We start from the raw sequence: 20,067 nt of genomic DNA on the forward strand, positions 1-20,067 counted from the left end.
GATCCGTCAGGAGACATATCGACATGATCGAGCTCACGGTGGACGGGATCAATCGCAGCGTCGACGTCGTTCCCGAGATGCCTCTGCTCTGGGTGCTGCGCGACGAGCTCGGCATCACCAGTGCCAAATACGGCTGCGGGGTCGCGCAATGCGGCGCCTGCACCGTCCACATCGACGGCAAGGCGGTGCGGTCCTGTCAGGCGCATATCGGCGAGGTCGCCGGCAAGTCGATCGTCACGCTGGAAGGCATCGACAAGAAGGAGCAGCACCCGGTGGTCCAGGCCTGGATCGAGCATCAGGTCCCGCAATGTGGCTACTGCCAGACCGGCCAGATCATGCAGGCCATCTCGCTGCTCACAAAGATATCCAAACCGACGGACGAGCAGATCAATCAGGTGATGTCGGGAAATCTCTGTCGCTGCGGCACCTATCCGCGCATCCGCGCGGCGATCCATGCGGCGGCAGCCAAGAAAATGGCGGAGAAGTGACATGGGCCATATCCAGGACCTCTCGCGCCGCGCCTTTGTCTTCGGCTCCGCCGCGATGGCCGGCGGAATCGCCTTCGGCGCCTACAGCGGTGCTGCGGCGGCCGCGCCGACCGCCGGCGACAATCCTCTGACGGCCGGCCTCGGGCCGAATTCCGTGACCTTCAATCCCTGGGTCGAGATCAGCCCGGACAAGATCACGCTGATCGCCCAGCACGCCGACATCGGTCAGGGCGTCGGCTCGGTGCAGCCGATCATGATCGCCGAGGAGATGGACCTCGATCCCGGCCAGTTCGAAGTTCGCTTCGCAGGCCCCAGTCCCGCCTATTTCAACACCGGCTTCAAGGAAGAGCTGGCGCCGTTCCTCGCCTCGGATCAGAGCCCCGCGGCCGAAGCGGGCCGCGCCGCGGCGCTCGAAAGTCTCCGAAAGTCCGGCCTGCAGATGACGGGTGGCTCGAGCACGATCCCCGACACCTATGAGAAGTTGCGCAAGGCCGGGGCCGTCGCGCGTGAGACGTTGAAGGCCGCCGCCGCCAAACGTTCGGGCGTCGCGGTGGCCGACCTCCGCACCCGATCCGGGCACGTGATCCTGCCCAACGGCGAGAAGATTCCCTATGTCGAGCTCGCGGCGGACGCCGCGAAGATTCCCCCGGTGCTCGACGCGCAGACGCGCGATCCCGCCACCTGGCGCTTGATCGGCAAGCCGATGATGCGCCTTGATGTGCGCGCCAAGGTTCTGGGCGAGTTGAAGTTCGGCATCGACATGAAGATGGAGGGTATGCTGTACGCCTCCGTCAAGCTGAACCCCAACAAGGGGCAGCCGATGAAATCCTACGACGCGGGCAAGGCGCAATCGATGCCGGGGGTGAAGAAGATCCTCGAAATCAACAATGGCGTTGCCGTGATCGCCACCAACAGCTGGTACGCGATGAGGGCCGCCGATGCGATCAGATGCGAGTGGGCGCCGTCAGTGTACCCCGCCGACCAGGCCGACCATTGGAAGGTGCTGCAATCCTCGTTCAAGCCGGAGTTCCTGGGCAAGGAATGGCGCAAGATCGGCGATGTCGAAGCCGGGTTGAAGACGGGCACGCGCATCGAGGCGGAGTATCGCGCGCCCTACGTCGCCCATCAGCCGCTCGAGCCGCTCAACGGTATCGGCCTCGTCACCGACAAGGGCATGGAAATCTGGGTCGGCCACCAGAGTCCCCAATTCGTTCAATACGTCGCGGCGACCGCGATCGGCCTCAAGCCGGAACAGGTCACCTTCCACAATCAGTGGACCGGCGGAAGTTTCGGCCACCGTCTCGAATACGAGAACGTCCGTGTTCTCGCCGAGATCGCCAACCAGATGAAGGGCACGCCGATCAAGCTGGTGTTCTCGCGCGAGGAGGATTTTCTCCAGGACATTCCGCGGCAGATCGCGCTCGCCCGGTACAGCGGCAGCATCGACAAGGGCAAGATCGTCGCGGCCGATCTGCAGCTTGCTTCGACGGCGCCGTTCAAGGGGCTGCTCGAACGTTCGGGCGCCCCCTCGAAGGATCCCGACCCGCAATTGGCGGCCGGCCTCTGGAACGTCTACTACGATATCCCCAATTTCCGGGCTACGACCTACGAGGCGCAAGGATTGTCGCCGAGCACCACATGGCGGTCGGTCGGCGCCTCGACGGGTGGCTTCTTCACCGAGAGCTTCATCGACGAATTGATCCATGCGGCGGGACTCGATCCGATGAAGGCGCGGATCGAGATGTGCGCCGTGCCACACTACCGCAAGCTGCTGGAGACAGTCGCGGAGATGTCGGACTGGAAGGGACCGCTCGGCAACGGCCGAGGCCGGGGCGTTGCCTTCGTCGAGTCCTTCGGCACGCCGGTTGCCGAAGTCGTCGAGGTCACAAAGACCGACCGGGGCATCAGGATCGACAGGGTCTGGGCCGCGGTCGACGTCGGCAAGGTGATCGACCCCGTCAATTTCGAGAACCAGGTGCAGGGCGGGATCGTCTGGGGCCTCGGCCACGCCATCAACTGCGAACTCACTTACGCGAAGGGCGCGGTTCAGCAGACCAACTACAACCACCACGAGGCCATGCGCATCTACCAATGTCCGGTGATCGAAGTTCGCGGGCTCGAGAACGATCCCAAGGTGAGGGGCGTCGGAGAGCCGCCCGTTCCGCCGGCAGCGCCCGCGCTTGCCAACGCGATCTTCGCCGCGACCGGAAAGCGCATTCGCGAGATGCCATTCAACAAGTTCATCGATTTCGTGTGAGGACGCATGATGACGAGATCTCTGATTGCGATCGTCCTCGCCGCTTCGTCGATTGCGGTCCTCACGGGGATCGTCGCAGCCAAGGACGAGGCCGCCAAGGACCTGCTGCCCGCGGGAAGCGTCAGCCGCGCCGAGGGGCTGGAGGCCTGGAAGCGGATCGAAGCCGTGGTGACGCATCCGCGGTGTGCCAATTGCCACGTCGATGCCAAGGCCATTCCGATCTGGACGCCGGCAGGCGAAACCAAGCCCCGCGTGCACGGCATGAACATCCATGGCGGCGAGAGCCGCATCGGCGCAGAGGCGATCCCGTGCTCGACCTGTCACATGACCTCCACCCAGGCGAACGAGCCTGCGCCGGCGCCGCCGCGCGCCGGCATCGACTGGCAGCTCGCGCCGGTGGCTTTCATCTGGTTCGGCAAGAGCGGCACCGAGATCTGCGCGCAGCTGAAGGATCCCAAGCGTAACGGCGGTCGCGACGCCGCCGGTCTCGTCGAGCATTTGCGTCACGATGCCTCGTTGAACGGCTTCATCCCGAGGGGGTGGGCCCCCGGCGCAGGCCGCTCGACGCCGCCGGGCAGCTTCGAGGATCACGTCAAGGACATGGCGATGTGGGGCGCCGCCGGCCAGCCCTGTCCGAACTGATGCGTTCTCCCGCGCCGCGCCGTCGCGATGCCACATGGCCTCATCGAAAGGAAGAAACCGTGACCCAACATGTCCTCTTCATCGTCACCAACGCAGCGGTGATTGGTCCGCACAGTCGCAAGACCGGCTTCTTTTTCGCCGAGGTCGCCCATCCTTTCGACGTGCTCGACAAGGCCGGAGTCGCGGTCGAGTTTGCATCGCCGGCTGGGGGATGGACGCCGTACGATGCGTATGACGAGAAGGATCCCACCCAGAAGGATTTTCTCGCGAGCAAGGCCTTTCGTCGCCTGAATCACAGTCGCAGATTGTCCGAGGTGGACGCTGCTGACTACGACGCCATCCTGGTGCCCGGCGGTCTCGGGCCCATGGTGGACATCCAGCGCAATGCAACGGTCCAGAGTGCCGTCGTGCGCGCCTGGACCACCGGCAAGCTCGTCGCCGCTGTGTGTCACGGGCCGTGCGCGCTGCTGGGCGTCAACCTCGGTGACGGCACGCCGTTCGTGCGCGGCAAGAAGCTCACGTCCTTCTCGAAGAAGGAAGAATACGATTACGCCCGCGACGACGTGCCTTACGAGCTCGAGGACGCGTTGAGGGCAGAGGGCGCCGAGTATTCGTCGGCAGCCAATTGGCAGCCTCACGTCGTCGTCGACGGCCGGCTCATCACGGGGCAGAACCCCGCTTCGGCCGGACCGCTGGGAAAAGAGTTGCTATCCGCCCTCAAGGACCGCTGACGCGAAAATCTGAAACTTGGGGAGCGGGTGCCATTGATCGGCCGGACCCGCTGCCCGGACGTCGCTGCGCGCGATCCGGGCCACGAGCTTGCGAGCTGCCAGAGCCGCAGTTGGGCTGGCCGGCCAACAAACGTCCTATTTGCAGTTCTGGCAGATCATCAGCTTTCGCTTCAACGCCCCATCTTCCCGCTCGAGGACATCTGCATCCGGATCGGACCTGGCGTCCTTTGCGGCGCGTGACCTCATTGGCGGCGCCGCCTGGTGCGGGGCGTCATTGTCATCGACGCTGCCGACGCTGAAGCCGTCATAGTCGGCGGCGGGATTCGGTATCGCCTGAGACCCGCCTATCGTGGGCACCGAGGTCTCTCTGCGGGACGTCGCTGGCGGAGCTCTGTTTGTCGTCACCCGTGCGGGCTTGGTGGCACCCGGGCGCGGCGGCGATGCATCGGGCGGAGCAAGCGAAACCGGCGGGGCGTTCGAAGTCTGGCTTCTCGCGCTGTCATGCGACCATGCGAGGGCAAACATGAGGCCGAGAGCCAGGAGCGTCACGCTTCTCATCCGCATTCCTTCGGCAGCTCGGGTTCAACGATGGATGGCATGGCCCCGCCGAACCACGACGCGGACAGAGTATCAGGACCAGTATGGCCGTCAAAGCGTCATGGCCCGGACAGCGCGCTGCGCCGTCCGGGCTGTATTCGATTGCGTTACCCGCAGGTCAGCGGGCCGGCGCCGGGCGAAGCGCGCCTCGCCGGCTCAGACCAGCGTGCCCGAATGGAAGCTTGCATGCGCGAGCAACGACTGGATCACGACGTTGTCTCCGGGCCCACCATCCAGCACGTCGAGGCCGCCACCGCCGATCAGCACGTCATCGCCAAGTCCGCCGAGCAGCGTGTCGTTCCCGGCGCTGCCGATCAACACGTCGTCGCCGGCACCGCCGTCGAAGACGAGATGAGGCCCGCCCGGGCCGACGCCCGAGGCCTCGATCACGTCGTCGCCGCCGAGGCCGTTGATGGTGATGGTGTCGTTGAAGTCGAAATTCTCGATCACGACCCGGCTGGCGAGGCCGTCGATCACCAGCGCGCCGTTGCTGTTGAGCGACAGCGTGATGACGTCGTCGCCGCCGGTGCCGTTGATCACGATGTTGTCGACCGCGCCGTCGCCGCCGGGGTTGCCGGGGTTTGCGCCGAGGTCGATCTTCACCTGCGTGACGTCGGTGCCGGTCATGTCGCCGACGGTGATCTTGTCGGCGCCGCCGCGGGCATTGAACGCGATCGTCTCGACGCCGTGCGTGTCCATCGTGATGTTCGCGACGTCGCGCGTCAGCTCAGCGCGAGAGCCGTTGGCAAAGATGCTGATGTTTTCGGCGATGTTGGCGCCGTTGAACAGCAGCGTGTCGCTGCCGGCCTGGCCCTCGACCGTGTCGTTGTCGTCACCGGGATTCCAGACGAACGTGTCGTTGCCCGCCCCCATCAGCGCGACGTCGTTGCCGTCGCCGCCGTTGATGAGGTCGTCGCCCTGGCTGCCGCGGATGGTGTCGTTGCCGATGCCGCCGTTGACCGTCAGTTGCAGCACGCCGGCAGCAAGGCCGCTGGCGTCGATGACGTCGTCGCCGGAAAGGCCGTTGAGCGTCAGCTGATCGGTCCCGTCCATGGAAGTCAGGTGGGTGGCCGCATGCAGGCCGAACACCGTCACGCCGCCGGCATTGCCGCTGACGCCGAACGTATCGGCGCCCTGGGTGGCATCGACTGAGACCGTATCGACGGCGCCGTCGGGCGTTCCGGTCGAGCCGCCGAGGTCGATGTTCACCTGCGTCAATTCGGTCCCGCTCAGATCGCCCACGGTGATATGGTCGGAGCCGCCCAGCGCATGGAGATCGACATGCTCGACCCCGTGCAGGTCCATCGTGATGTTGGCGACGTCGCGCGTCAGCAGGGCGCGATCGCCGTTCGCCACGACGGACATGTTTTCCGCAATGTTCGCGCCGAAGAATCGCAGCGTGTCGACGCCATCGCCGCCCTCGACGGTGTCGCTGCCGTCGCCGGGATTCCATTGAAAGACGTCAGTGCCGGCGCCGAGCAGCGCGACGTCGTTGCCGCGGCCGCCAACGACGACATCATTGCCGTCGCCGCCGATCAACGTGTCGTTGCCGGCGCTGCCGGTGATCGTGTCATTGCCGGCGCCGCCATCGATGGTCAGGTGCACGATCCCTGCGGCAAGCGCGGCCGCCGCGATCGTGTCGTTGCCGCCGAGGCTCTCGACGAGAAGCGCATCGTTGGCGCCTTCTGCATTGGTGATGGCCACGGAAGCCGGCAGTCCCGTGACCGCCACCGACGTGCCCGTGCCGGATATCTCGATCGCATTGCTGCCGTTGGTGCCGAGCAGCGTCACAGTGTCGGAAGCGCCGTCGCCGGCGCCGTTCGACCCGAGATCGATATTGACCTGCCTGACGTCGGTGCCAGCCAGGTTGTTGACGACGATGTTGTCGCTGCCGCCCTGGGCATTGATCGTGACAGTTTCAATGCCATCGAGGTCCATCGTGATGTTGGCGACATTGCGGGTGAGCAGCGCATGGCCGCCATTGGCCGCGGAGAGGGTGATGTCCTCGCTGATGTTCGAGCCGTTGAACAGCAATGTGTCGATTCCGGCCTGTCCGTCGACCCTGTCGCTGCCGTCGCCAGGGTCCCACTGGAAGGTATCGTTGCCGGCGCCGAGCAATGCGGTGTCGTTGCCCTGATTGCCGTCGACGAAGTCGTTGCCGTCGCCGCCGAGCAGAAGGTCCGCGCCGTTGCCGCCGAGGATGGTGTCGTTGCCGGCGCCGCCGTCGAGGGTCAGACTGATGAGCGCGGCGAGATTGCCCGTTGCGGTGATGACGTCGTCGCCGCCTCCGGCATGAACGACGAGGTTCTCGGTGGTGCCGATGTCCAGCGAGAATGGCGCCGGGTCGACCCGGTCGAAGCGCACGCGCGTGCCGTTGGCCGTGATGGCAAAGGTCTCGCTGCCGTTGCCGCCATTCACCTCCGCGGTGTCGATGCCTTCGCCGCCTTCCATCAGGTCGCTGTCGTCACCGGGGTTCCAGATCATGCGGTCGTTGCCGGCTTCGCCGAACATCTGGTCGTTACCATCGCCGCCGACCAGAACGTCGTTGCCGGAGCCGCCAAACAGCAGGTCGTTGCCGCCCTTGCCGAACAGCGTGTCGTTGCCGGACTGGCCGAACAGCATGTCGCCGCCGGATCCGCCGGTCAGCGTATCGTTGCCGGCACCGCCGAACAGGTTGGCGGCGGGCATCGCGCCGTTGCTTTCGTCGATGGTGATGACGTCATTGCCGTCGAGGCCGAAGGCCTGGATCAATTTGGTATTGGCGACCGTGGCGGGGCCGCCTTTGACCGCGACCGCGCCATGGTTGACGATGATCGTCCCGGCCGCGCTTCGGCCCAGTGTGACCGTGTTGTTGTGGGCGTTGCCAAAAACGGTGAGAATTCCGGCGGAAAAATTCGCTGTGACAGCCATATGCGCTTCTCGCTCTGCGTGATCGAAATAGGCCGTGCGGCGGTACCGTGACGCTTTCGCGATGCCGGGCGAACGGCAGACGGTCTCGTCTGTAGGCCGGGATGCCGGTTCCGGCTTCGCTGAAGTCTTCGGACAGGCTCCTGTTTTCCTTGAGAACCGCTTGATTCTGGGGAGGACGCGGCAGGACGGTCGTTCACGCCCCCGTGTTCGCCGCGGCTCGGCCGATGCCACCTACCATCCGTTGTGTCGCCCGACAGGCAAAACACGCCAGCGCTGGGTCGATAGCTCCAGGCAAAAATATTCGAATTTACAGAAGTTCGGTTTTGCCGTACAAGCCGACGCATCCCGCCCGCCACAAGGGGCGTTTCGCGATCGTCACGAGACGCGGGCCGGGATGCGGTGGCCGCGACGGCGTCGGCGCGCAATGTGGTTGCAGGGCGGGAGACCGTGAGCAGCGACGGGCGCGATACGACACGGCGTCGACAGCGTCTTCGAATGGCCTCGACGGTGAGCGCACGCCAGCCGTGGAGAACCCAGCGAGGATGTGCGCGGACGGAGAAGTCGTGTGGTCCTGACGCCCGGGGTCTGTGCGTCAAGTCCTGCGGGGATGTGGCGGCCAACCGGCACCGCATCCGAAATCCGCAAGGCGACGGGGGCAATAGTGCATCGCTCCCCGGGGAGAGCACGAAGGACACCGTGAAAACCATCGCGCAGGGAAGGCCGGGCGACCGGCAACACCTGTCGTCCACCCCGTGCGCGCTTCTTTCGCACGCGGGACTTCGGGTGCCAGCCGGCGCCCGGCCTTCCCTGCGCCCTTGCTTTCAGAGGGTGCAAGACCAATGCAAAGCTCGGGCAAAACAAGCCGCGAGAATAAGCAATCACGTCCATCGCTCAACAACAGTCTCGTGCCCCGGACGCAGCGCAGCGCGCCCCGGCGATGCGAAGCATCGTCCGGTGCGGCGTGGTGCGCTGCAGAGCCGGGGCCCATGCGTGAGCGGAACGTGCAGCCTGCTGGGTCCCGGCTCTGCGCAGCAGCGTAAGAACGCTGCAGCGCGTCCGGGACACGAGAGAGGCGCGTCTCAGGCGCCGTCATTGCGCGCGCAGCGATTGGCCCCCCGCTACGCCTTCTCCTCCAGCGCCCGGCGCAGCCGCCGGACGATGACGCCGCGGGCGCGGTCGTCGGCGGCGGCGCCGATCCTGTCGTTGATGTCGAGCATGAGCTCGGACATCTCGTTGTGCCAGTCGAGACGGGTGACGGCCTCCGGCGCGAGGCGGCGGCGATGATCGACATCGCGCACGCGCGGTTCGGGCGCAGCGAGCTCGTAGATGTCGTCCAGCATCGGCTGGTAGATCCTGGCCGCCGGAATGATACGCCCGGCGACGCGTGCGGCGAGGCCCGCAATCGCGCCTTCCTCGCCGTGGACCAGGAACAGCCCGCGCGAGATGGGCCGGCGCGCCGCGATCCAGCCGGCCATGCCGGCGCCGTCCGCATGGCCCGAATATTCGTCGATCATGCGGATGCGGGCCGCGACCTTGATCTCCTCGCCCTGGATCCGCACGGCCTTGGCCCCGTCCTGGAGGAAGCGGCCGAGCGTGCCGTTGGCCTGGAAGCCGGCGAGCAGCACGGTCGCGCGCTCGTTCCACAGCCAGCGCTTCAGATGATGGCGGATGCGGCCGGCATCGCACATGCCGCTCGCGGCGATGATGATATGGAATCCGGACAGGCGCATGATCGCCTTGCTCTCGTCCGCGGTCTCCGTGAATTTGAGATGCGGCGAGTTGAGCAGGCGCGCGGCATCGACCGACGGGTCGAGGCTCTCGGTATGGCGGCGGAACACTTCGGTGGCGCGGATCGCGAGCGGAGAGTCGAGGAAGATCGGTGCGGTCGGTATCTCGCCGTGCTCCATCAAATCGACGAGATCGACGATCAGCTCCTGGGTGCGCTCGACCGCGAAGGCGGGCATCAGCAGCGCGCCGCCGGCGCTTGCTGCCTCGCGCACCTCGGCCGCGAGATGCTGGCGGCGAAGGGCAGGGGTCGTGGCCTCGCGCACGCGATCGCCATAGGTCGATTCCGAGATGACGTAGTCGAAATCGGTCGGCGCCTCGGGATCGGGCTGCAGCAGCTTGGCCTCCGGCCCGACGTCGCCGGAGAGCAGCACGCGCATCGGCCGTGCCGCGCCCTGTTCGGCGATCTCGAGCTCGATCGAGGCCGAGCCGAGCAGATGGCCGGCGTTCCAGTAGCGCGCGCGGACGCCGGGGATGACGTCGGTCCAGCTTTCATAATCGACCGCGCGAAACGATTGCAGCGACGCGATCGCATCGGACTGCGTGTAGATCGGCTGAACCTCCTTGCGCCCGCGCGAGGCGTTGCGTCGGTTGAGCTGGGTGACTTCCGATTCCTGGATGCTGCCGGCGTCGGGCAGCATGTAGGAGCACAGATCGATCGTGCCGCGCGTCGCCAGGATCGGCCCCTCGAAGCCAGCGCGCACCAGCTTCGGCAACAGGCCGCTGTGGTCGATATGGGCGTGCGTCAGCAGCACGGCGTCGATATCGGCGGGGCGGAACGGAAAGGCGCCGTAGTTGAGCTCCTTCAGCGTCTTCTGGCCCTGGAACAGGCCGCAATCGACCAGGAAGCGGCCCGTTGCGGTCTGGAACAGATAGCTCGACCCGGTCACGGTGCGGGCGGCGCCGCAAAATCGGACGGTGATGCTCATGGCGTCGTCTCCGGAAGATGGGTGGTCAGTTCGGATCGCAACGCGGCTGCGAGACTCTCGTCGGCCAGTGTCTGGAGCGCGATCGTGCTCACGACGCTGACTTGCCCTGGGGGGCCTCGTGACCGTTGACGACGTAGCCGCTCTCCCCGGTGGCGGCATCGGCCGCCAGATCGTGTTCGGGACGGTCGAAGGTGTAGACCCGATAGAGCGGCTCGCCCTGCTCGACGCGGTCGCCGATCTTCTTGAACAGGCGGATGCCTGCGCCCTTGTCGAGCGGCGCGCCGGCGGTGCGGGCGAGGCGGTTCAGACGCAGGCAGTCGATCGCGGACACGATGCCGTCATGCGCCGCCTTGACGTCGAAGCTGAGCGGTCCGAGCTCATTGCTGCAGGTCGACGGGCCCTGGGCATCGATGATCTTCTGCATCTGCTTCAGCGCCGCGCCGCTGTCGAGCAATTCGCGCGCCCGGGCGTAGCCGGCGCCGCCGCGCAGCTTCGGATCATATTCCAGGAGGTGAGCGGCGAGCCGCAGCGATTTCTCGCGCAGATCGCGCGGAGCATCCTTGTCGTTGCCGAGCACGGCCATGACGTCATTGGCCTCGAGCACCGGCCCGATGCCGTTGCCGATCGGCTGGCTTCCGTCGGTCATGATCACCTCGACCGAGCGGCCAAAGCGGTCGCCGACGAATTCGAACAGCTTTCGCAGCCGCATCGCCTCGACGCCGCTGCTGACCTTCGCGGTCGGCCCGACCGGAATGTCGATCAACAGATGCGTCGAGCCTGCCGCGATCTTCTTGGACATGATGGAGGCGACCATCTGCTCGCGGGTATCGAGGCTCAGCGGACGTTCGACCGAGATCAGGACGTCGTCGGCCGGCGACAGGTTGACGTGCCCGCCCCAGATCAGGCAGCCGTTGCAGGCCGAGACGATTGCCTTCATCTCCTCGACGCCGACATTCACCCGCGCCAGCACTTCCATCGTGTCGGCAGTGCCCGCAGGCGAGGTGATGGCGCGCGAGGAGGTCTTGGGGATCGGCAGGCCATGCGCGGCGACGATCGGCACCACCACCATCGAGGTGCGGTTGCCGGGAATGCCTCCGATGCAATGCTTGTCGACGACGACGGGGGTCGGCCACACCAGCTGCGTGCCCGCCTGGGCCATCGCCCCGGTGAGGGCGAGCAGCTCGTCGCTGGTGATGAAGCTTGCCGAGCCGATCAGGAAGGCGGCGATCTCCATGTCCGAGTAGCGATAATGCGCGAGGTCGTTGATGATCGCGCCGATCTCGGCCTGGCTCAGGGTTCGCCCGTGGATCTTCGCGCGCACCGCTTCAAGGCTCTCCGGCGGCGAGGCGGGCCTGACCGTCACATGCGTGCCCGCGCCTTGCGCGAAGCGGTGGAATGCGGGTTCAGAGAGGCCGATCTCGTCCGGGGCGACCAGCGTGTCGTCGTCCGTGATCAGCAGCGTCGCCAGCAGGACCTTGTCGCCCTGGCGAAGCTCGACGCGGCTGAAGCCGCGGAAGATCTCGGCACGCAGCGCCTTGGATTGCCTGGAGAGGACGACGACGTTCTCGCGTCCGGTATCGAGCCGGACGCGGCGGATTTTCAGTTGGGAGTGCGGAAGCTCTGGAGACATGGACGGACCGGCAGAGAGGAAACTCGGTCTCCATGCTTAGACGTCGCGGTCGCGGTGCTGTTGACCCAGATCATGGCCGGCGAGACCTGCTTGCCGGTGTGTCTTGCCAGTGTGTCTTGGCGATGTTGCCGGCGCCGGATGGCCGCATGCCGCCGGGCCGGGCGGTTACTTCGTGGCGGCGTCGATCGAGTTGAACTTGTTGTTGAGCAGGGCGCCGCCCGTGCTGTTCACGACGGTGACGATCGCGAGCGCGATGCCGGCCGCGATCAGGCAATACTCGATAGCGGTGGCTGCTTGTTCGTCGGCAAGAAAGGACCTGAGCAATGCCATCGTCAACTCCCGTTCGTCCGTCCAATGTATGCGGCGCCGTTTGCGAAATGCAGAAATCGATTCACGAAGTCTTCGCCGGGGCGCGTCAAAGCACTGGCGCGCTAGCCCCGACCTCTGGCGTTATATGCTGCCATTCGTTGACTTAAGGTTTCGTCACTCAATTTGGCCGGATTTGACGGGGTCTTTTTCAGGACCCGGCCGAGCCGCCGGGTGCGGCCTTGCCGGGGCGCCTCAGCACGGCGGCGAGGCGGCTGGCCAGATAGCTCATCACGCGCGGCTGCCACTGCACGGCGCCGTCGGTGAGGCGTTCGTCCTCGGTCGTGTCGCTGACGAGGCCGATATAGTTCTTCCTGGCGTCCTGCTTCTGCATGGCGTGGCAACCCTGGTCCAATCGAGGGCGGGACCTTGGTCGGCGCGAAGGCAATCAACGGTTAATTTTGTCTTCCGTAGGATTACGCGGTGCCTCGCCCATGCCGGGCGGCCGCCGAAGATGGCTGCGCGGTTTAACGGATTGTTGAGGCTATGGATCCGGCGGGCGGGCTCATTTGCGATTCCTGTCCGCGTTCAGCGCCCGCAGCATCGCGATGCGGGCGAACATCGTCCAGCCGCCGCCTTGCTCCGCCGCGTTGATCAGGGTCTCGATCGCGGTCTGCCAGTGGCCGGCGTGCTGCACGTCCTCGGGCAGCTGCATGATGTGATCGGCCGCCTGCTGCAGCGTCTGCAACCGGCGTCCGCCACGCAAGGAAATCGGATCGTCGAATGCCGCGGACCAGGGCATGTCAGGCCGACTGACGGGCGCGGGGAGACGTCACGGTGCGATCGCGCGTGCGTGCCGCTAGCCGGCCTTCTTCGTCCGCGCCGGCGCGCGCGCCGGCTTGTCGGCGGCCTTCCTGGGCGCGGTCGCGGCCTTCGCCGCGGCGTCCTTGCCGCCCTTGCCCGATATCGGCAGCAGCATCTCGCGCTGGCCCTCGACGCGCTTCTTCGGCTTCCTGGCCTTGGTCTCCTTGACAACCTTCGCCGCGGGCGCGGTGTCCTTCTCGTTGGCGATGCTCTTCTTCAGCGCATCCATCAGATTGATGACGTTGCCGCCGCTCTTCGGCGTCGTCTTGGCCGCGATCGGCGTCCCAGCGCGCTTCTTGTTGATGAGATCGATCAGCGCGGTCTCGTAATGGTCCTCGAACAGCTCGGGCTCGAACGCACCGGACTTCTTCTCGACGATGTGCCTGGCGAGGTCGAGCATGTCCCTGGTGAGCTTCACGTCCTGGATGTCGTCGAAATACTCCTTCTCGCTGCGCACCTCGTAAGGGTAGCGCAGCAGCGTGCCCATCAGCCCGCTATCGAGCGGCTCGAGCGCGATGATGTGCTCGCGGTTGGTCAGCACCACGCGGCCGATCGCGACCTTGTCCATGCTGCGGATGGTCTCGCGGATCACCGCATAGGCGTCGTGGCCGACCTTGCCGTCCGGCACGAGATAATAGGGGCGGATCAGATAGCGGTTGTCGATGTCGGCTTTCGGCACGAACTCGTCGATCTCGATCGTGTGCGTGGAGTCCAGCGCGATGTCGTCGAGCTCGTCCTTGGTGACCTCGATATAGGTGTCGGTGTCGACCTTGTAGCCCTTGACGATGTCCTCGGAGGTGACCTCGTCACCGGTCTCGGCATCGACCTTGAGGTACTTGATCCGGTGCCCGGTCTTGCGGTTGATCTGGTTGAAGGAGACCTTCTCGGTATCCGAAGTGGCCGGATAGAGCGCGACCGGACAGGTCACGAGCGACAAACGCAGAAAACCCTTCCAATTGGCGCGGGGGGCCATGGGCTACTCCAAACGCAACAGAGGACAACGTCGCAGAATACCATCGGGGAACAACGAATCATAGCAAGGCCGGTCGTTGAATCCGCCAACTGCGTTAACTGGTCGCCCGTCCCTCGGTTGCGGCCCGATCGGCCGGCCAAGAGCTGGCAAGAGCCGGAACATCACATCGGATCGAGCGTTGGCTCCGGACACACGGCTGCGAGAGGTCGCGGTCATCGGAGGCGACACGCAGAGATTGAGGACATCATGGCAACCACGCGAGAGCAGCATCAGATCGTCGAAACTGCAACCGAGGCGCGCCAGGGCGAACCCGGGCCGTCCGTTGCCGCACTGCTCGCCATCTCGACCGGGCTTGCGATCCTGATCCTCGCCGTCATCTGGTTCGTGTTCTTTCGGACCTGACGGCCGAATTCACGGGAAGGGCGGACCTTCCGAGGCGCCGCTTGACGCGGCCACATTGCGCCCGTCCTGCTCCGGCTCGTCCGGTTGCAGGGCGGGCGCAGTCGCGTTCGCCGCGAACACGTCGTATATGACCAAAAAGTAACGCGGCCGGGTTCCCGGCGTTCATATTCAGTTCACGCCGGAATTGCTCATCTGGTGCAGTGTTGATGCGGCCAATTTCTGGAGAGAAGCGTGCGCCTGCTCGTTGTTGAGGACGACCCCGATCTCAATCGCCAGCTCACCAAGGCGCTGACCGACGCCGGCTACGTCGTCGATCGTGCCTTCGATGGAGAGGAGGGGCATTATCTCGGCGACAACGAGCCGTATGATGCCGTCGTGCTCGACATCGGCCTGCCGAAGAAGGACGGCATCTCGGTGCTGGAGGCCTGGCGCCGCAACGGCCGCACCATGCCGGTCCTGATCCTCACCGCGCGCGACCGCTGGAGCGACAAGGTCCAGGGCTTCGACGCCGGCGCCGACGACTATGTCGCAAAGCCGTTCCACCTCGAGGAGGTGCTGGCGCGCATCCGTGCGCTGCTGCGCCGTTCGACCGGCCATGCCCAGAGCGAGCTCAGCTGCGGTCCCGTCACGCTCGACACCCGGACCGGCCGGGTCAGTGTCTCCGGCAATCCGGTCAAGATGACCTCGCACGAATATCGGCTTCTGGCCTACCTCATGCACCATTCCGGGCGCGTGGTGTCGCGCACCGAGCTGGTCGAGCACCTCTACGACCAGGACTTCGATCGCGACTCCAACACCATCGAGGTGTTCGTCGGCCGCATCCGCAAGAAGCTCGACGTCGACATCATCCAGACCGTCCGTGGCCTCGGCTATCTCCTGACCCCGCCGGCCGCTTGAGGCGTCCCGGGGCTTGACGGGCCGCCCGACAGGGGCCTTGGTCCGGTCATGACCTCTGACGCCCTGCCGTCCTGCGCCTTCCGGGATCGTTCCGATGGCCGCTAGCTCACTTGCCAACCGGCTATTCCTGTCGGCGACCGCCTGGCTCGTGGTGATCCTGGCCATCACCGGCGTGGTGCTGTCGTCGGTCTACAAGAACGCCACCGAGCGCGCCTTCGACCGCCGGCTCAATCTCTATCTCCGGACCCTCATCGCCGAGGTCGCCACCCCCGACGAGCCGCCGGACCGCCAGTTCCAGTCGCTGGGCGAGCCGCTGTTCGAGCTGCCGCTGTCGGGCTGGTACTGGCAGATCACGCGGACCGACACCGAGAAGCCGGAAGTGCGCTCCTCGCGATCGCTCTGGGACAAGAAGCTGCCGAAGCTGGAGGAGCAGGGCACCGAGCTCACCGCCGCCGGCATCCGGCTCGCTTATGTCGACGGGCCCGAGGGGCAGAACCTGCGCATGGTCGAGCGTCCCGTCGATCTCGGCGCCGACGGCAAATTTCTCGTCAGCGTCGCCGGCGACGACACCGAGATCTTCGACGAGACCCGCAGCTTCGACTATTATCTCGGCGGCACCTTCACCGCGCTCGGCATCGTCCTGCTGCTCACGACCGTATTCCAGGTCCGCTTCGGTCTCGCGCCGCTCAAGCGCATCTCGGAATCGATTGCCGATATCCGCTCGGGGCGAGCGGAGCGGCTGGAGGGCGAATTCCCGGTCGAGATCGCGCCCCTGGCGCGCGAGACCAACGCGCTGATCGATGCCAATCGCGAGATCGTCGAGCGCGCGCGCACCCATGTCGGCAATCTCGCCCATGCGATCAAGACGCCGCTCTCGGTCATCGTCAACGAGGCCGGCAGCCATGCCGCCGAGCCGTTCGCGGCCAAGGTGATGGAGCAGGCGGATGTGATGCGCGACCAGCTCGCCCATCACCTGGAGCGCGCCCGCATCGCGGCGCGTGTCTCGATCGTCGCGACCGTGACGGAGGTGGCGCCCGCCATCGAGGCGCTGCGGCGGACCATGGAGAAAATCCATCGCGATCGCGGCATCGTGGTCGAGGCCAAGGCCGATCCGTCGGCAAAATTCCGCGGCGAGCGCCAGGATCTCGAGGAGATGGTCGGCAATCTCGTCGACAATGCCTGCAAATGGGCGGCCTCGCGCGTCTTCATCGAGGTCCTGGTGGAGACGCCGCACCAGGCGGGGGGCGGCCCGCGCCTACGGATCATCGTCGATGACGACGGCCGCGGCCTGTCGGAAGCCGAGCGTGCCCAGGTCTCCCGGCGCGGCCAGCGGCTCGACGAGTCCAAGCCCGGCTCGGGGCTGGGGCTGTCGATCGTGACCGATCTCGCCGCGCTCTATGGCGGCAGCCTCTCGCTTGGCGGCGCGCCGACCGGCGGCTTGCGCGCCGAGCTGGTCCTTCCGGGAGTGTAACGCATTGCCAAAACTTGGCTTTTTGTCCTCGCTGGGGCCCCGGTCCAAGCCAAGTGAAGGGATTCGGTCCCACTTGCTAAACGGCTTCTTAAGTGGGCCCCTCCTATGATCGCACCGGACACATCCCATGTCCGCCATTTTACCGTGCATTACCCGGGCGCATGAGCCAGACATCGATCGAGCGGCTGAGGGAATATCTCGCGCAGCTCCCGCCGCAGTCGCAGGCGCTGCTGATGCGGGAGTTCGAGCGTGCGCTCGAGCGCGGCCAGGACACGGCCGTGGCGACCCTGGTGCTCGAGCAGCTGCGCAAGATCGTCCGCAAGAGCGAGGCCGATGAGGCCCCACCGCCACGCACGGACGATCTGTCGCGGCTGTTGTTCCAGGTGCTGGAACCGTTCCTGGTCGAAGCGGGCGTCCCGACACGGGTCGGCCAGATCCGCCGCTCCTCGTTGCAGCCGATCTGGCAATGGCTCGGCCGCGACGGCGCGCCGGACAAGGTCAATGAATTCGAGGCCGCGCTGGCGCGCATGCCGGCCGACAGCGCCGGGCAGGTCGAGGCCCTGGCGCAGAAGCTCCAGGCGGTGGCTGCCGATGCCATTTTCGAGCTGACGGGTCCCGGCGGCGGCGACAAGTCGCGCGCGCTGGCCCGGGTCGGCCCGCCCAACGTGATCGAAGACCTCTATTCGATCGGAGCGGTGCTGCAGGTCCGGGAAGCCATTGCCAGCCTGATCGAGAAGCTGCCGCGCACCTTGCGCGCTTTCGGCGATTCCCAGATCGCCTCGGTGACCTCCGCGCTCAACATTCCGGTGCTGCAGACCCCGCAGATGCTGCCCTTCGCGCTGTCGATCGTGGCGCAGCGGATGACCGCGCCGTGGCAGATCATTCGCCTCGCCATCAAGATTGCTGCCTCCGACGACGAGATCCGCGTCGCAGCGACGCCCTATGGTGTCGCGGTCACGATGGCGCTGCATGATCTGTCCTGCGTCGCCGCCGCCTTGCGCATGGACATCAAGCGCGGCCATTTCGACAACGTTGCCGGCAATCTCAAGACGTTGCACGACGGCGTCCGGGGCCTGCGCACCGAGCTCGACCTGCGCAACGATTCCGCCTGGGGCAAGCAGCTGACCTCGATCCGGGCCGACATCTCCAATGCGCTGCAATCCGAGATCGACAGCGTTCCCGGCCGCGTCCGCCGCATCCTGCGCCAGCGTCCCGAGAAGGACATTCCGCCGGGCGCGCGGATCGACGGCACCGAGGTCGAGGAAACGGCGGCGCTGATCGATTTCGTCGCGACCTGCCGCAACTATGCGAGCGAGCTTGCGATCAACGAGGTGACGCTGCGCACCTATTCCGACCTGCAGCAATATGTCGAACGCTCGACCGAGCAGCTGGTGCAATCTCTGCGCGCCGCCGATCACAAGGTCCGCACCTACAGGCAGCAGCAGGTGCAGGCCGCGATTCGCTTCTGCCAGGTGCTGTTCGGTGATGACTATGCCTCGCTGATGAGCCGGGCCGCGGAGAACGCAGCTACCGGCGAGCGCAAATCGTCGCGGGCAAGCTGATCCGAGCGCATATTTTCGTGATCACAATTTGAGGTTGACGGTGTAGGTCGCGCACCGTACGGTCCCGTGCAAGTCCGGGGAACTTCCATTTGTGGGCGCATGAAACCCGTTATCAGCTCCATTGAAATTGAGAACCGCGTCATCGTTGCCAAGTATCAAAGACTGATGGTCGGCGCCAAAGTGGTGCTGGTCGAGAAGGCAAGCGGTCGACAGGTGTCCGAGACAATCACGAGGGTTGCGTCGCCGGTTCCGGTCGGTGCGCTGCGCATCAGATTGCCGGATGCGGTCGCGCCGGGAACATACTTCCTGAAGGCCTTCAACGGCCACGGCGAGGACGCCGCGCAAAGTGTGGATTTCGAGATCGGCTAAGCCGTTGGATTTCCACCGTTTCGCGACTGCATGCGGTCGCGCCGAATTGACAATTGTCAATTGCCGCATCGTCCGGCCGTGGTGTAAAGGCACCTATGGGCGCGGTTTGCGCGCTGCCGGAAGCTTGCCAGATGACGCTATGGTTCGTGTTCGCGCTGATGACGGTCGCGGCGATTTTCGCCGTGCTCTTGCCGCTTGGCCGTAGAGCGCGCGCGCAAGACCAGGGCAGCGAGGTTGCGGTTTACAAGGACCAGCTGGCCGAGATCGAGCGTGATCTCGCCGCGGGCCTGATCCCCGCGCCGGACGCGGAGGCCGCGCGCGTCGAGATCAGCCGCAGGCTGCTTGCCGCGGCCGCCAGCGAGCCCGCGGTGGCACCGCAGTCGAATCTCAAATGGCGCCGCGCCGCGGCCGTGCTGGCACTCGCGGGCCTGCCGCTCGTTGCGGCCGGTGTCTACATGCCGCTCGGCTCGCCCAAGCTTCAGGACTTTCCGCTGGCACAACGGGAGCGCGCGCCGGGCAAGGCGCAGTCGCTCGAGAATCTCGTCGAGCAGGTCCAGCAGCATCTGGAGAAGAATCCGACCGACGGGCGCGGCTGGAACGTGCTTGCGCCGGTGCTGGAGCGGCTCGGCCGTTTCGACGAGGCGGTGCGCGCCTATCGCAACTCGCTCGCCTATAATGGCGAGAGCGCGGAGCGTCGGTCCGATCTCGGCGAAGCGATCTCGGCCGCCGCCGGCGGTGTGGTGACCGCCGAGGCCAAGACCGAATTCGAGCGCGCACACGCGCTGGACGCCGACGATCCCAAGGCCAACTACTTCCTGGGCCTCGCCGCCGAACAGGACGGCCGCAAGGACGATGCCGCCAATATCTGGCGCACGCTGCTTGCGAAGGCGCCCGCGGATGCGCCGTGGCGTGCCCTGGTGCAGTCCTCGCTGGTGCGTGTTGCCGGTGGGACGATGCCGGCGCTGTCCGACGAGACGATCGCCGCTTCCAGGGACATGGCCGAGGGCGATCGCAACGCGATGGTGCGCGGCATGGTCGAACGTCTGGCCACCCGGTTGAAGCAGAACGGCGAGGACGTCGATGGATGGCTGCGCCTGGTGCGCGCCTATCTCGTGATGGGCGATCGCGAAAAGGCGGTCGGGGCGTCGGCCGATGCCCGGCAGGCCGTTGCCAGCGATGCCGAGCGGCTTCGCCAGCTCAACGATGGCCTCAAGACTCTCGGGCTCGGCGGATGACGATGCCGGAACGAGAGAA

At 65.9% G+C, this 20,067-nt stretch carries 17 protein-coding genes; 10 read left to right on the forward strand and 7 right to left on the reverse strand.

Annotated elements, in window-relative coordinates; all coding sequences use genetic code 11:
- Positions 1–23 precede the first annotated feature (23 nt).
- Genes UNPF46_RS21800 through UNPF46_RS21815 form a run of 4 tightly spaced genes read left to right on the forward strand, consistent with a single transcriptional unit; the run spans position 24 to position 4,118 of the window.
- Complete coding sequence (locus tag UNPF46_RS21800; RefSeq protein WP_142251379.1) at positions 24–488, forward strand: (2Fe-2S)-binding protein; 465 nt, start codon at positions 24–26, stop codon at positions 486–488.
- Position 489: 1 nt separating this feature from the next.
- Complete coding sequence (locus tag UNPF46_RS21805; RefSeq protein ID WP_142251380.1) at positions 490–2,745, forward strand: xanthine dehydrogenase family protein molybdopterin-binding subunit; 2,256 nt, start codon at positions 490–492, stop codon at positions 2,743–2,745.
- A gap of 6 nt (positions 2,746–2,751) precedes the next feature.
- The gene (locus UNPF46_RS21810) at positions 2,752–3,387 is read left to right on the forward strand and encodes a hypothetical protein (protein ID WP_246668712.1); all 636 of its coding nucleotides are present in this window, start codon (positions 2,752–2,754) and stop codon (positions 3,385–3,387) included.
- A gap of 59 nt (positions 3,388–3,446) precedes the next feature.
- Entirely contained in the window at positions 3,447–4,118 is a 672-nt protein-coding gene (locus UNPF46_RS21815) for a type 1 glutamine amidotransferase domain-containing protein (RefSeq protein ID WP_142251381.1), read from the forward strand.
- A 753-nt stretch (positions 4,119–4,871) separates the two neighbouring features.
- Here UNPF46_RS21815 and UNPF46_RS21825 read toward each other — a convergent pair.
- From UNPF46_RS21825 to ku, 7 genes are all read right to left on the reverse strand, one after another.
- Positions 4,872–7,625, reverse strand: coding sequence for a beta strand repeat-containing protein (locus UNPF46_RS21825; RefSeq protein WP_142251383.1), 2,754 nt, complete (start codon positions 7,623–7,625; stop codon positions 4,872–4,874).
- Between the two features lie 1,118 nt (positions 7,626–8,743).
- On the reverse strand, positions 8,744–10,339 hold the full coding sequence (locus UNPF46_RS21835) for an MBL fold metallo-hydrolase (RefSeq protein WP_142251384.1): 1,596 nt from the start codon (positions 10,337–10,339) through the stop codon (positions 8,744–8,746).
- 88 nt (positions 10,340–10,427) lie between these two features.
- The gene (locus UNPF46_RS21840; protein WP_142251385.1) at positions 10,428–11,969 is read right to left on the reverse strand and encodes a thymidine phosphorylase family protein; all 1,542 of its coding nucleotides are present in this window, start codon (positions 11,967–11,969) and stop codon (positions 10,428–10,430) included.
- 165 nt (positions 11,970–12,134) lie between these two features.
- Positions 12,135–12,299 (reverse strand): Flp family type IVb pilin, encoded by a 165-nt coding sequence (locus UNPF46_RS21845; protein ID WP_097662975.1) that lies wholly within the window; start codon positions 12,297–12,299, stop codon positions 12,135–12,137.
- Positions 12,300–12,486: 187 nt separating this feature from the next.
- A complete protein-coding gene (locus UNPF46_RS21850) occupies positions 12,487–12,669 on the reverse strand; it encodes a hypothetical protein (protein WP_100177329.1) in 183 nt (60 codons plus the stop codon).
- A gap of 171 nt (positions 12,670–12,840) precedes the next feature.
- A complete protein-coding gene (locus tag UNPF46_RS21855) occupies positions 12,841–13,077 on the reverse strand; it encodes a hypothetical protein (RefSeq protein ID WP_100177328.1) in 237 nt (78 codons plus the stop codon).
- A 57-nt stretch (positions 13,078–13,134) separates the two neighbouring features.
- Positions 13,135–14,112 carry a non-homologous end joining protein Ku gene (ku, locus tag UNPF46_RS21860; RefSeq protein ID WP_100177327.1) on the reverse strand — a complete coding sequence of 326 codons (978 nt, stop codon included), beginning with the start codon at positions 14,110–14,112 and terminating at the stop codon, positions 13,135–13,137.
- Positions 14,113–14,358: 246 nt separating this feature from the next.
- On the opposite strand from ku, the gene UNPF46_RS37620 reads away from it, so the two are divergent.
- From UNPF46_RS37620 to ccmI, 6 genes are all read left to right on the forward strand, one after another.
- Positions 14,359–14,514 (forward strand): hypothetical protein, encoded by a 156-nt coding sequence (locus UNPF46_RS37620; protein WP_174718932.1) that lies wholly within the window; start codon positions 14,359–14,361, stop codon positions 14,512–14,514.
- Between the two features lie 231 nt (positions 14,515–14,745).
- On the forward strand, positions 14,746–15,411 hold the full coding sequence (locus tag UNPF46_RS21865) for a response regulator transcription factor (protein ID WP_018315821.1): 666 nt from the start codon (positions 14,746–14,748) through the stop codon (positions 15,409–15,411).
- A gap of 94 nt (positions 15,412–15,505) precedes the next feature.
- Positions 15,506–16,882, forward strand: a complete 1,377-nt coding sequence (locus tag UNPF46_RS21870; RefSeq protein WP_100177326.1) for an ATP-binding protein — start codon at positions 15,506–15,508, stop codon at positions 16,880–16,882.
- Positions 16,883–17,043: 161 nt separating this feature from the next.
- Positions 17,044–18,444, forward strand: coding sequence for a hypothetical protein (locus UNPF46_RS21875; protein ID WP_100177325.1), 1,401 nt, complete (start codon positions 17,044–17,046; stop codon positions 18,442–18,444).
- A gap of 99 nt (positions 18,445–18,543) precedes the next feature.
- Entirely contained in the window at positions 18,544–18,813 is a 270-nt protein-coding gene (locus UNPF46_RS21880; protein ID WP_100177324.1) for a hypothetical protein, read from the forward strand.
- A 131-nt stretch (positions 18,814–18,944) separates the two neighbouring features.
- Positions 18,945–20,048, forward strand: a complete 1,104-nt coding sequence (gene ccmI / locus UNPF46_RS21885; RefSeq protein ID WP_142251386.1) for a c-type cytochrome biogenesis protein CcmI — start codon at positions 18,945–18,947, stop codon at positions 20,046–20,048.
- Positions 20,049–20,067 lie beyond the last annotated feature (19 nt).

Source organism: Bradyrhizobium sp. UNPF46 (assembly GCF_006658625.1).
In the GTDB taxonomy this organism is placed as follows: domain Bacteria; phylum Pseudomonadota; class Alphaproteobacteria; order Rhizobiales; family Xanthobacteraceae; genus Bradyrhizobium; species Bradyrhizobium nitroreducens.